Source organism: Enterobacter sp. E12 (assembly GCF_014596715.2).
GTDB classification, from domain to species: Bacteria; Pseudomonadota; Gammaproteobacteria; order Enterobacterales; family Enterobacteriaceae; genus Enterobacter; species Enterobacter bugandensis.
Map to the genome: position 1 here is coordinate 2,381,530 of NZ_CP115601.1, position 13,069 is coordinate 2,394,598.

The 13,069-nt window shown below is 59.2% G+C and carries 9 protein-coding genes; all 9 read left to right on the forward strand.

All coding sequences use genetic code 11. The features are described 5' to 3' along the window. Positions 1–21: 21 nt before the first annotated feature. The 9 genes from IB212_RS11355 to IB212_RS11395 all read left to right on the forward strand — a co-directional run bounded on the left by IB212_RS11355 (position 22) and on the right by IB212_RS11395 (position 13,031). Positions 22–1,839 carry a glycosyltransferase gene (locus IB212_RS11355; RefSeq protein WP_028013198.1) on the forward strand — a complete coding sequence of 606 codons (1,818 nt, stop codon included), beginning with the start codon at positions 22–24 and terminating at the stop codon, positions 1,837–1,839. Continuing rightward, complete coding sequence (locus IB212_RS11360) at positions 1,836–3,155, forward strand: DUF3131 domain-containing protein (RefSeq protein ID WP_188245616.1); 1,320 nt, start codon at positions 1,836–1,838, stop codon at positions 3,153–3,155. Before IB212_RS11355 ends, IB212_RS11360 begins: the two co-directional genes overlap by 4 nt. Continuing rightward, positions 3,152–4,699: a DUF3131 domain-containing protein gene (locus tag IB212_RS11365; protein ID WP_188245615.1), complete on the forward strand. Its 1,548-nt coding sequence runs from the start codon at positions 3,152–3,154 to the stop codon at positions 4,697–4,699. The genes IB212_RS11360 and IB212_RS11365 overlap by 4 nt, the downstream gene beginning before the upstream one ends. After that, the gene (locus IB212_RS11370; protein WP_188245614.1) at positions 4,684–6,078 is read left to right on the forward strand and encodes a DUF3131 domain-containing protein; all 1,395 of its coding nucleotides are present in this window, start codon (positions 4,684–4,686) and stop codon (positions 6,076–6,078) included. The genes IB212_RS11365 and IB212_RS11370 overlap by 16 nt, the downstream gene beginning before the upstream one ends. Next, on the forward strand, positions 6,075–6,500 hold the full coding sequence (locus tag IB212_RS11375) for a hypothetical protein (RefSeq protein ID WP_028013202.1): 426 nt from the start codon (positions 6,075–6,077) through the stop codon (positions 6,498–6,500). The genes IB212_RS11370 and IB212_RS11375 overlap by 4 nt, the downstream gene beginning before the upstream one ends. A gap of 11 nt (positions 6,501–6,511) precedes the next feature. Further along, the gene (locus IB212_RS11380) at positions 6,512–9,178 is read left to right on the forward strand and encodes a response regulator (protein WP_188245613.1); all 2,667 of its coding nucleotides are present in this window, start codon (positions 6,512–6,514) and stop codon (positions 9,176–9,178) included. Further along, complete coding sequence (locus tag IB212_RS11385; RefSeq protein WP_188245612.1) at positions 9,175–11,349, forward strand: glycosyl hydrolase 2 galactose-binding domain-containing protein; 2,175 nt, start codon at positions 9,175–9,177, stop codon at positions 11,347–11,349. The genes IB212_RS11380 and IB212_RS11385 overlap by 4 nt, the downstream gene beginning before the upstream one ends. Before the next feature lie 94 nt (positions 11,350–11,443). Beyond that, positions 11,444–11,731 (forward strand): VF530 family DNA-binding protein, encoded by a 288-nt coding sequence (locus IB212_RS11390; RefSeq protein ID WP_041909918.1) that lies wholly within the window; start codon positions 11,444–11,446, stop codon positions 11,729–11,731. 7 nt (positions 11,732–11,738) lie between these two features. Next, a complete protein-coding gene (locus tag IB212_RS11395; protein ID WP_188245611.1) occupies positions 11,739–13,031 on the forward strand; it encodes a glycoside hydrolase family 10 protein in 1,293 nt (430 codons plus the stop codon). Positions 13,032–13,069 lie beyond the last annotated feature (38 nt).

A 13,069-nucleotide genomic window follows, 5' to 3' on the forward strand; every position in this document is an offset into this window, starting at 1 on the left:
GGAATCAGGAACGCCGGAACTATGGATTTTTATTTTTCCCGTTTTGAACATCGTCGTCCTCCGGAACCGTTAACAACACCGCGTTGGGTCATGATGACCTGGCAGGTATTAGCGGTCGCGGCACTTATTCTTGGTGCAAATTATATTTACTGGCGCTGGACCGCCTCCCTGAATACTGACGCACTATGGTATGCCATACCCCTGGTCCTCGCCGAAACGCTGGCGTGGATAGGGACCGTGCTGTTTACCATCAACTTATGGAAAGAACAGGATCCCCCCCAGTGTCCGCCCCCCGGCGAAATCAACGAATGCCTGTTTCCGGAAGAGGCCGTAGAACCTCGTCCTGTTAAAGTGGATTTGTTCATTGCCACCTACTCGGAAGATACCGAGCTGGTCAGGCTGTCCATTCGCGACGCCCTGAAGATGGCCTACCCGTATCCGATTGACTACCGGATCCACGTGCTTGATGACGGTCGCCGCCCGGAGATGAAAGCCGTCTGCGATGAGGAAGGCGTTAACTATATCAGCCGCCAGACCAACATCGGCTTTAAGGCCGGCAACCTGCGCAACGGTCTTGAGCAAACCGACGGTGATTTCATTGTTATCTGCGACGCCGATACCCGCGTATTTCCCACCCTGCTCAGCCATACGCTGGGCTATTTTCGCGATCCGGACGTAGCCTGGGTGCAGACGCCGCAGTGGTTCTTCGATCTTCCGGAAGGAGAAAATCTTTCACGCTGGGGCCAGCGAAAAGCCGGAAAAGTGGGCTACGGTCTGGGCTGGCTGATTCAAAAGTGTGTTGGCCCGGTCACCGTAGGCCGCGACCCGTTTTTTAACGATCCGCGCATGTTCTATGACGTGATCCTGCGGCGGCGCAACTGGGCGAACGCGGCTTTCTGCTGCGGCGCGGCCTCCATCCACCGGCGCGAGGCGGTCATGCAGGCCGCGCTGAGGAGCTACGTCTGGTCCGTCGAAGAGGAGATCCATCGCCACACCCGTGACATCCGCGATGAAGAAACCCGCGAAGCGCTGCAGGAGGCGATGCGCCCGCACGTGGCGTTTGACACCGAGCTCACCCCCTACAAATTTCACGTCTCGGAAGATATTTACACCTCGGTGCTGCTGCACGGTGACGCCGCGCGACGCTGGCGCTCGGTCATGCATCCGCGGGTGGAGTCGAAGATGCTCTCTCCGCAGGATATGCTGACCTGGATGATCCAGCGCTTTAAATACGCCGCCGGCTCGCTGGATATTTTGTTCCATGACAATATCTTCAGCCGTCGCCGCTTCCGGCTTTCCCTCCCCCAGACGCTAATGTATGCCACCACCTTCTGGTCTTACATGGCCTGCGTGTGGAACACGGTATTTTTGATTTCGCCCATTATCTATCTGTTCACCGGTATTCCGCCGGTATCCGCATGGTCGACGCCGTTCTATCTCCACTTTCTCCCCTTTTTTATCTTTTCTGAACTGGCGTTTATGTTCGGGACATGGGGGATCTCGGCCTGGGACGGCAGGGCCTCTTACCTCTCCTTCTTTTCCATGAACCTGCGCGCGCTCAATACCGTGCTGCGGGGCGAGCAGATCAAATTTCACGTCACGCCAAAAGAGCGGCAGACGGGACGTTTTCTCTACCTGGTGAAGCCGCAGATTGCCATTGTGGTGCTGACCCTCGCAGGGCTTATCTGGGGCGGTATTCAGGTGGCGCGTGGACAGGTGGACGACCCCTCCGGCTACGTCATCAATATTTTCTGGGGAGGGGTGAACATCGCCGCCATGCTGCCGCTGATTTTCGCGGCCATGTGGACGCCCGCCGAAGAGGATGAGGTCACCCAATGAGGATACGTGATGCCCTGCTGCCCGCGCGCAGCTACCTCACCATTTTGCTCGGCTTCCTGATCGGCTTTGCCATTGTGGTCTGGGTGGAGAAACAGATGCCCACGCGCGTGGAAAGCAGCGGCGGCATCGCGCTCAGCAAAGACTTCCCGCCGCTGCCTGCGAAACGCGCCCTGACCTATGACGAAGCCATCTGGGCGCGAGTCGCCTGGCAATACTACGTGAATAATACCCAGCCAAACGGCCTGCCGAATGCCAGCGACGGAGAACCCTGGCTGAGCCTCTGGAGCGTGGGAAGCTACCTGTTGGCGACCGCTGCCGCAGAGCAGCTCAACATTATTTCCGCCGATGAGTTCGACGAGAGGATCGGTACGGCCCTGTTCGCGCTGGGGCAGCTGCCGCTCAACGAGCGAGGCCTGCCAGCCGCGTATTACCATGCGGATACCCTGAAAATCCTCGGCAAATCCGACGCCTCGGCAATTGGGCTGAGCCGCCTGCTGACGGCGCTTCAGACCCTCCTGTGGCGCTATCCTCAGCATGCGGCGGCTATCCACGATCTCTTCAGCCTCTGGAACACCGGCGCTCTGATTGAACATAACGTCCAAAGCCAGGCGGCCGTGCCGCTCCATCACTGGACGCTGACCGATGACGAACAGCGGGACAGCTTTGGCTACCGTCTCTATGCCAGCCATACGCTGCGCCTGATTGACAGCGCGGCAGGCCTCGCGGTAACCAACCCGCCTGAAGGGCAAAAGATGATCGATCTGGACGGCGTGATGGTGCCGGATGAAGGGCTACGCACGCCCTGGGGCAAGCAAACCTCCCTGATCAGTCTCCCCTACCTGTTAACCGGCCTTGAACTGGGCTTTGACGCGCAGAGCGCTGAGATTGCGTGGCGGATTATGCAGATCCAGCAGCGGCGCCATAGCCTGCGCAGCCCAAAACCCCCTGTCAGCACGGATTACGCCGAACCGGCGCCGGATTACGTCAACGATCTGCCGAACAGGCAGCCGGTACAGGCGCGCAACCTGCGCGACGAGGTGCCGGAGAAAGTGGCAATTACCTCCACCCGCACCGCGTTTGCCTGGTATGCCCTGTTCCGCAACAGCTGGAGCGAAGCGCTGCGCCAGCAGGTTCTGCCGCTTCAGGTACCGGGTAAAGGCTGGCAGCGCGGATTAAATCTCAACAACAGCGTTAATGCCGTCGTGGACGCCGATACCAATGCCATTGTGCTGGAAAGTCTGTCTTACATCGCGCATGGTCAGATGCTCTGTCTGGCCTGCCTCTACACTTCCCCCTCAGCAGGAGCAACGCCATGAAGCCACGATCCCCGATCCTTTTCCACCTGCTCACGGGAATAACGATCTGCTGGCTGGCGTTATCGACCGTGCGTGCGGACACCGAGCTTCCTGCATCAGGTTACTCCCCGCGCAGCGGCGAGCTGACGGCCCGAGAGATGACCATCGCGAAAAACGCCTGGCAGTATTTCGTCACCAACTATCAGCCCACGACGGGCCTGGTGAATGCGGTCAACAAATTTCCCTCCACCACCATGTGGGACAGCGCCTCCTATCTGGCCGCCCTGACGGCGGCGCGCGAGCTCGGGATCATTGATAAAGCGGAATTTGACCACCGGATGCTGAAATTTCTCGCCACGTTAAACACCCTGGTACTGTTCCGCAACGAGCTGCCCAACAAGGCCTATAACACCATCAGCGCCCAGAAGGTGGACTACACCAACAAGCCCGGCGAAATTGGCTTCTCGGCGCTGGATATCGGGCGAATGCTGGTCTGGCTGAAAATCGTCAAAGAGCGCTATCCGGAATACGGCAACAGCATTGATAACGTGGTGCTCGGCTGGGATTTCAGCCACGCGATCGACCCCTGCGGCACGCTGTACGGGGCCTATCTCGAGAACGGCCAGCCGAAGTACGTTCAGGAAGGTCGGCTGGGCTATGAAGAGTACGGCGCGGCCGGGTTCCAGCTTTGGGGGTTTAATACCTGTAAAGCCAGCCGTCCTCAGCCTTACGAGCTGGCCGAAATCTACTGCGTGCTGGTCCCGTACGATACGCGCGACCCGCGCAACACGTCGCAGCATAACTACGTGGTGACGGAATCCTACCTGCTCTACGGGCTGGAGTTCGGCTTTGATAAACCGACCGACCGGGATAACGCTCCGCGCGACTACTCCCTGACGTGGATGAAAAACTTTGCTGACCGCGTTTATCAGGCTCAGGAGAATCGCTATACCATTACCGGCGTCCTCACCGCGCGCTCCGAGCACCAGCTCGATAAGGCCCCTTATTTCGTCTATGACACCGTCTTCAGCGACGGATACAACTGGAACACCATTACCGATAAAGGCCAGTTCGTCCCCAACGCTGCCGCGATATCGCTGAAGGCGGCGCTGGGCATGTGGGTGTTGTGGAACTCCCCCTATACCGACCGCCTGCTGAATACGATTGAGAATGCCAACGAAGAGGGAAAAGGATACTACGAAGGGCTGTATGAAAACGGTGACGGCCCGATCAAAGAGTTCACCGCGAACAATAACGGCATCATGCTGGAAGCCCTGCTGTTCAAGAAAGAGGGAAAACTGCTGGCCTTCAACACCGACAACCCAAAGAGCAAGGATTTTGCCCCGTCGCTGTGGGATCGCAAGCTGCTCGATCAGTTTGAAGAGAACAACGCTCTGCGCAGCCGTCCGTTCCTTAGCAGCACACCGGCCATAAAAAGCTGGTGCGACCGGACCGGCGTCACGCAGCGTACCAAACCCGCCTGTCAGGCCTGTCAGTGCGCGTCATGCAGCGTGGACGAGCCCGTTAAACTGCCTCCGGTGACTGCGCAATGCTTAAAACCTTAGCCAGAGGGCTCGCGGGATTACTCCTTGCAGGCGGGGTCATTTTTGCCCTGTTTGGTCATCAGGGCGCAGGCTGGCGCTGGCTAATCCACGGCGGCTGGCACTCCAGCGCGCGTATCGCCGCCCTGACGCCGGAAGAGCAGACGTGGGCGACGATCGCCTGGCGCTATTTCGTCAATAATACCCAGCCGCAAACGGGACTGGTCAACGGGAGCGACAAACAGCCCCGCGTCACGCTCTGGCAAATGGGCGATACGCTTATCGCCCTGCTGGCGGCAAAAGAGCTGGGACTGATTGAGGACGCCGAGTATGACGCTCGCTTAACCCGTCTCATGGGCACCCTTAACCGCCTGATGCTGACCGATGCCCGAACGCCGGGTCGACTCTATTCCAGCCAGACGGCGACGCCAGTCGACTTTAGCGGCAAGCCCAGCAAAAACGGCTGGTCCGCGCGCGACATGTCGCGTCTGATGCTCGCCCTGCGCCTTACCGCAGAGCGGGAGCCGCAGTACAGCGAATACCTGGATAAAATTATCCTGCGCTGGAATTTCTGCCCGGTCATCGACAGCGAAGGCGAACTGTGGTCCTCTTCCCTGCAAAACGGTCAGCCGGTCGTGCGGGAGGAACTGCGGCTAGGCGAAAGTGAATATGCCGCGACGGCGTTTCAGCTGTGGGGATTTTCCCCGGATAAAGCATTTACGCCCCCGGCGCACCACGTCATCATCGCCCAGCGGCGTCTGGCCGTCGATGCCCGCGATCCGCGCACCACGTGGCAGCCCTCTCTGATTACCACCCTTCCCTATATGCTGCCGGGCCTGGAGTTTGGCTGGGAGCCAGAAGGCGTTGCGGCCGATCTGCAACAGCGTCTGCGCAAGCAGGCCGAAAACGTCTGGCTGAGCCAGAAGACCCGCTGGGAGACCGATAAAATCCTGACGGCCAGGGCAGATTTCACGCTCTCTCAGGCGCCCTGGCATATCCAGGATACCGTCTGGGGAAATGGCTATGCCTGGAACTCTGTCGGAGACGATGGCCGGGACTACACCCGTTTCGCACAGGTATCGACTAAAGCGGTTTTTGCCCTGTGGGCGCTGTGGGACACCCCGTACACCGACGTGCTGATGACGGTCACCAAACACCTTAACGATCCGCAGAAAGGCTGGTATGAAGGCCGTCAGGAAGCCACGGGCGATACCAACGCAGCCTTAACCCTCTCGACCAACGCCACGGTGCTGGAAGCCCTCTTCTTTAAACACAACGCCGGGCCGCTTTTTGACGTGCGTCGGTCGAAGAAAGAGAGCTACTTCTCACGCCGCCTGGCGGAGCAATACACGCCCATCGGACACTGTCTGCCGGGCGAAAGCACCCTAAGGAGGACGCCGTGAAGTTCTATCGCGATCTGTTTGAATCCAGCCTGAACCGCGTCTTTCCGAATAATGAAAAAACCGCGTTTTTTCAGACGTTCTATGACGCCTTCGTCCATATGTCACCCGAAACCGAGGCGCATTTTTCTCGTCTGCCGGATCGGGAGGGCCAGCAGACCCTGTTTAAAAGCTTCTTCGCCATGCTCGCGGTCGACGGCGCCCTGATCGTCCCTGATTTTCTCGAGCGCCTGGCGCGGGAGCAAAGCGACGACGGCCTCCACCTTCCCCCGCGGTTTTTTGCCCTGTGGCGCGAAGCGATGTTGAACGCGGTGAGCCTGCGCGATCCGCAGTGCGACGATGAGATCCTCACCGCCTGGGCCATGGCGATCGCGCCCGGGCTGGAATACCTTCGCCGACAGGCAGAACTGCACTACCGCGCGTAGGGGGAATCACGATGAGTTCATTCACGTACGATCTTAACGCGCTGCCGGCCGCCGTCATGATTTATGACCGTAATGAATGCCTGCAGGCCTGGAATCACAACGTGGCCCTGTTTTATCCGGTCATTACCCCGTGGCTGAAGGTGGGAACGACACTTGAGGCGCTGGCGGAACGCTTTATCGATGCCGTTTACAACGTCGACCCCGGCCTGCGTCAGACGCTGCGCGAGTCGATCGTGCGCAACTGTCGGCAGGATAAACACTGCGAGGTGCGCCAGGCGGGCCAGCGGCGGATCTTCGTCCAGCATCAGCGGCTTGCGGACGGCGGTATTGTCAGCCTGCACAGTGATGTTACGGAGCTGGATGAAGCGCAGCGCGCGCGCCACCAGCTGCATGACGACTTTCTGCTGACGGCGGAATCCATTCATATCGGGATCTGGGACTGGCAGGTTTCCGGCGACACGCTCCAGGTCAACGATACCCTGCTTGCCATGCTGGGCCAGTCGCGCACACAGTGGCGATATCCGGTGCGTTTTCTCCTCAATCAGGTCCACGAGGACGATCGCGCAGCGCTACGCAAGGCGCTGCACGCTTCGAAGCAGGATCATCGTCCGGTCTTTGAATGTGAAATTCGCGTGCATCACCCTACCGAAGGACTGCGCTGGATGCTGCTGTCCGGCCAGGTGGTTACGCTCTCCATTGAGGGAAACGCAGAGCGCGTGATTGGCACGCTGCAGGATATTACGCGCCGTAAGGAGGCTGAAATTCAGGCGTTCGCCTCGGCCATTGAGGCACAAAAAGCCAATGAGGCAAAAAGCGCGTTCCTGGCGAATATGAGCCATGAAATTCGTACCCCGATGAACGGCATTATCGGCATGACCCAGCTGTGCCTGGATACGTCTCTGAGTGCCGATCAGCGTGACTATCTGACCCTGGTGATGAGCTCTGCCCAGTCGCTTCTGCATATCATCAACGATATTCTCGACTTTTCCCGAATTGAAGCCGGCAAAGTGGAGTTGGAGACGGAACCCGTACCTGTCCGCCCCTTTATTCAGTCGCTCATTCGCCCGCACATGCCGGGTGCGAGCGAAAAAGGCATCGAGCTGCTGGTTGATATTGCGCCCGACGTTCCCGACGTGCTGCTGGTTGACGGCGCGCGGCTGCGGCAAATCCTGACCAATCTGCTGGGCAACGCGCTGAAATTTACCCATCAGGGAGAAGTTATCCTGGTTGTTGAGCCCGGCGATAGCGCGAATCGATGGCGTTTTCGCGTGCGCGACAGCGGCATTGGCATACCGGCAGATAAGCAGAAGGCTATTTTTGAAGCCTTCAGCCAGGCGGATAACTCAACCACCCGCCGCTATGGCGGTACGGGGCTCGGGCTAACCATCTCGGCAAGACTGGTTGCGGCCATGGGGGGCGAATTAACGGTCTCCAGCGAGCCGGGAAAAGGCAGCGAATTTTCGTTCTCGCTGCCCCTGGCGGCGCAGACCCTTGCGCCCGGAGAGCGCCCACATAGCCAGCGCTTTAACGGTGAACCCGTACTGGTGGTTGATGATAACGCGACCAACCTGCGGCTGCTGGCCGCGATGCTCAGCCAGATGGGACTGAAACCCACCTGCGTTAACAACGCCAGCGAGGCCATTGACCGGGTTAGAACGGGAACAGCGTGGCCCCTGATCCTGCTGGACGCGCAGATGCCGGATATGGACGGCGTGTCTCTGGCCCTTGAGCTTTCGGTTCTGCCGCAGGTTGCTGAAAGCCATATCATCATGCTGAGCTCCATGAGCCGACATTTTGATATCAATATGCTGAAGCGGATCGGAATCAAGAGCTATCTGCATAAGCCTATCGCCCAGGATGAATTACATCAGGCGATTGCCGCCGCGTTTGAACGTTCGCCAGCACCCGTGGGTGAAAGCACGCCCACGCCTGTCGCCTCGCCTGCAGCCACGGGCCTGCGGATCCTGCTGGCTGAAGATAATCTGGTCAACCAGAAGGTCGCCGCGCGCCTGCTCGAGCGGCTCGGCCATAGCTGTCAGATCGTCGACAATGGCGTCGCGCTGCTGGAACGCTGGCGCGCGGATACGTGGGACGTTTTACTGATCGACCTTCAGATGCCAGAGATGGACGGTGAGACCGCCATTCGCCTGCTTCGTGAAGAAGAGCAGTCCCGGCCCGGACCGCCTCAACCCACCGTCGCCATGACCGCACACGCCATGCAGGGGGATAAAGAGCGCTGCCTGAATATGGGGTTCGACGGCTACATTGCCAAACCCATCAGCCAGGAGCGTCTCGCTGAAGAGATTGCCCGCGTGCTCCAGCACCACGAAGACGCCTCCGGTTTTCCGGATGAAGCACGCCTGCTGAAGCAGTGCGCTGACGATCCCACCCTGGTACAGGAGCTGCTGGCCCTGTTTGGCGAAGGGCTAAATGAAGCAATCAAAACCATTATCCAGGCGATCGACAGCAACGACCGCGAGGCGCTGCGACGCGCGGCCCACAAGCTGCGCGGAGAAGCCGTCACCCTGGACTTCAGCACGCTCGCACAGCAGCTGCAGGTGCTGGAAAGCGACGTGCATACGCTGGATGGGCGCCAGCTTGCGGCCCTGAAAGAAAATCTTCGCCAGGAATCGCTGCGCCTGATGGCGTGGCTCAACGCGCGCGGGGTAAACAAATGAACGCTCGCAACTGCACGCTGCTCGTTGCCCTGTTGACCACCCACGCGGTGGCGAATTCTGCGCCGGTCAGTTGGTCTCTGGCCGGAGAATGGCAGGTTCAGGATGCCAATGACAGCGCTCATCCTGCCGCATCAGGCTGGCATCCGCTTCAGGTTCCTGCCAACTGGTACAGCGCCGGGTACGATCATCAGGGTGCGCTGTGGTACAAGCACGCGTTTACCCTGCCCGTGCAGCCCCCCGACGTGATGAGTACCCTGGTGTTTGACGGCGTCGATTACCTGGCAGAGGTGACCCTGAACGGCCAGCCGCTGGGCAAGCATGAGGGCTACTTTCAGCGCTTTTCGCTGGACGCCAGCCCGGCGTTACAACGTCACAACCGGCTCATCGTCAGGGTAGACAGCCCCTACGAAGATCCGCACAAGATCTGGCCTTTGCATAAAACGGTCATGAAGGGGGTTCTGAATCAGCATGACACGCGTCCCGGTGGCGCCTGGTCGCCGGAAGGACAGGACGCTAACTCGGGCGGCATTTGGGCACCGGTCCGGCTGCACCTTAGCCGGGGCGCCACTCTTGATGAGACCATCCTGCGGCCCGACTGGTCGCAGGGGCTGACTCTCCCGACGCTAAAAGCGGAGATTCGCTACCGCGCGCTCGTTCAGGGCCCGGCGACCGTGCGGCTCACCGCCACGCCCGCCAACTTCAGCGGCAGGCCCTATCAGGCTGACTTTCCGGTTACCCTCGAAAGCGGTGCCCATTCCGTGCAGGTGACGCTGCCCATGCCGAAGGCAAAGCTGTGGTGGCCGATCGGCACGGGGAAACCCCACCTGTATAACGTTCGCGTGGCGTTGCGGGATGCAAACGGCTTAATGGACACGGCGGTAACCCGCACCGGGCTGCGCAAAATCGTCGAGCAGTCCGACAATAAGGGCTGGCTCATAAACGACAGGCGCCTTTTTATTAAGGGCAGCAATTACATCGGTTCCCCCTGGCTCGGTACCATGACGCGGAAAAAATACCGACGCGACCTTCGTCTGGTGGAAGCCATGAACGCCAACGCCATACGCGTGCACGGACACGTTGCCGGGCGCGCGCTGTATGACGTGGCTGATGAGATGGGCATGATGATCTGGCAGGATGTTCCGCTGCAGTGGGGCTACAACAACAGTGCGGCTTTCACGGAAAATGCGGTTCGACAGACGCGGGAGATGATCGAACAGTTTGGCAATTCCCCCGCCATCATCGTCTGGGGCGGGCATAACGAACCGCCGTGGAACTCGCCGTGGATGGAAAAACGCTTCCCGGACTGGAATAAAGATCTGAATCGCGAGCTCACGCAAAAGGTGGCGGATACGCTTGCCGAAGATACCTCCCGCATCGTGCACCGCTTCTCCGCCGTTGAGGAGCATTACTGGGCGGGCTGGTACTTCGGCACCGTGCGCGACCTGCTTGCCCCAGCCAAAACGGGGATCATTACCGAGTTCGGCGCGCAGGCGCTTCCCCGCCTGTCAACGCTAAAAACCATCATTCCGGCGGCGTCGCTCTGGCCAAAAACGACTGCCGCCGACGATCCCGGCTGGACCGTCTGGAAATACCATAATTTTCAGCCCTTCCAGACCTTTAAGTTCGCCGGTATTTCGCGCGGGAAGAATATTCAGGCGATGATTCGCAATACCCAGGCGTACCAGTCTCAGCTGGTGGCCACGGCGGCCGAAAGCTATCGCCGACAGCGATACCAGCCGGTGACGGCCCTGTTCCACTTTATGTTTGTGGAAACCTGGCCCTCCATCAACTGGGGCGTAGTGGACTACCTTCGTAAACCTAAAGCCGGGTTTTACGCGCTCCAGCGCGCGTACCAGCCTGTTTTGCCTTCCATCGAACCGGTCACCGCGCAGTGGCAATCCGGCGCGGCGGCGACCGTGCGCCTCTGGGCCATCAACGACACCTGGAAACCGTGCAGCGAATGCCGCCTGACCTGGCGTATCACGCAGCGCGACAAGGTGCTGGCTAAAGGCACGACGACGATGACGATCGCAGCAGACTCGGGAACGATGGTCAAAACGCTGACGGCTACGCCCGTGGGCCAGGACGACGTGTCGATTCGGTTTACGATTGAAAACAGCGCGGGAAAAATTGTCGGTGAAAATCAGCGCACGGAGTCCGTCATAAAGTGAGCGAGGGGAAAAGGAAAATTGCCGCTTCCCCTGCTTTCTTGTACCCTTTCAGCGTTTACCCCAATCCCCTAAAAATCGAGACATCCGGACGCCTATGACTGCACACATTTCCAAAGATCCTTTACATGGCGTAACGCTGGAGATGATGGTCAACGCCCTGGTGGCGAAGTATGGCTGGAGCGAATTGGGCGACCGCATCAAAATTAACTGTTTCAGAAAAGATCCCAGCGTTAAATCGAGCCTGAAATTCCTGCGCCGCACCCCGTGGGCGCGCGCGGAAGTTGAAGCCCTGTATCTGGACTCGCTCAACGATGAGGAAAGCGCAGAACAGGCGGCGCCCGCCTTTAATCCCTGGGCTAACAGTCGGATTATCAAGAGCTAATACGCAAATGACGCGACACGTAAAACGGATCGGTGCGCTGGCTGCCTGCGCGCTTTTACTTGTAAGCTGCTCCTCAAAACCACCTAAATCACTGGTTACCCCTCTTCCCACCGCCAGCAAACCAACGCAGCAGGCAAACGAGCCGATGCGCGGGGTCTGGCTGGCGACCGTCTCTCGTCTCGACTGGCCGCCGGTGGCCTCGGTGAATGGCCGCAGCGCCGACCAGCGCATCACCATGCAAAAGCAGGCGCTGATCGGCAAGCTCGACAACCTTAAGCGCCTCGGGATTAACACCGTATTTTTCCAGGTGAAGCCGGACAGCACCGCGCTCTGGTCATCAAAAATTCTGCCGTGGTCAGATATGCTGACGGGCAACATCGGCGAATATCCGGGTTACGACCCGCTGCAGTTTATGCTGGATGAAGCGCACAAGCGCGGCATGAAGGTTCATGCCTGGTTCAACCCTTACCGCGTGTCGACCAATACTAAGCCGTCAACCATCGCCGCCCTGAACCGGACTTCATATCTGACCCCGTCCAGCGTCTATGTTCAGCACCCGGAATGGGTACGCGTCTCCGGCGATCGTTTTGTTCTCGATCCGGGCATTCCCGAAGTACGCGACTGGATAACCAAAGTGGTGACCGAAGTGGTGGCGAACTACCCGGTAGACGGCGTGCAGTTTGATGATTACTTTTACGCCGAATCGCCGGGATCCGCGCTCAACGACGCGCAAACCTGGCGGCAGTACGGCCAGGGGTTTGCCTCAAAAGCCGACTGGCGCAGACACAATACGCAGCAGTTGATCGTGCAGGTGTCACGCGCGATCAAGCAGACAAAGCCCAACGTGGAGTTTGGCGTCAGCCCGGCGGGCGTGTGGCGAAACCGCTCCTTTGACCCGGCGGGTTCGGACACGCGCGGCGCCGCGGCCTACGATGAATCCTACGCCGATACGCGTCAGTGGGTGCAGCAGGGCCTGCTGGACTACATTGCCCCGCAGATATACTGGCCCTTCGCCCGTGATGCGGCGCGCTATGACGTGCTGACCAAGTGGTGGGCCGACGTCGTCAAGCCGACCCACACCCGTCTGTATATCGGTATCGCGTTTTACAAGGTGGGCGAGCCGTCGAAAAATGAGCCGGACTGGACGGTACAGGGCGGCGTGCCGGAGCTAAAAAAACAGCTCGACCTTAACGATTCGCTACCCAACGTGAACGGCACCATCCTGTTCCGGGAAGATTACCTGAACCAGCCGCAGACCCAGCAGGCGGTGAACTACCTCAAAGGACGCTGGGGTAGCTAAGTGACTATCAGGCAGAAACACCCCGTTTCTGCCTGATT

What these genes read in the sequence shown, in the direction of transcription:
- IB212_RS11370 (WP_188245614.1), top strand. Translation starts at nt 4,684, where the DNA reads ATGCTTAAAACCTTAGCCAGAGGGCTCGCGGGATTACTCCTTGCAGGC.
- IB212_RS11385 (WP_188245612.1), top strand. Translation starts at nt 9,175, where the DNA reads ATGAACGCTCGCAACTGCACGCTGCTCGTTGCCCTGTTGACCACCCAC.
- IB212_RS11355 (WP_028013198.1), top strand. Translation starts at nt 22, where the DNA reads ATGGATTTTTATTTTTCCCGTTTTGAACATCGTCGTCCTCCGGAACCG.
- IB212_RS11380 (WP_188245613.1), top strand. Translation starts at nt 6,512, where the DNA reads ATGAGTTCATTCACGTACGATCTTAACGCGCTGCCGGCCGCCGTCATG.
- IB212_RS11390 (WP_041909918.1), top strand. Translation starts at nt 11,444, where the DNA reads ATGACTGCACACATTTCCAAAGATCCTTTACATGGCGTAACGCTGGAG.
- IB212_RS11395 (WP_188245611.1), top strand. Translation starts at nt 11,739, where the DNA reads ATGACGCGACACGTAAAACGGATCGGTGCGCTGGCTGCCTGCGCGCTT.
- IB212_RS11365 (WP_188245615.1), top strand. Translation starts at nt 3,152, where the DNA reads ATGAAGCCACGATCCCCGATCCTTTTCCACCTGCTCACGGGAATAACG.
- IB212_RS11360 (WP_188245616.1), top strand. Translation starts at nt 1,836, where the DNA reads ATGAGGATACGTGATGCCCTGCTGCCCGCGCGCAGCTACCTCACCATT.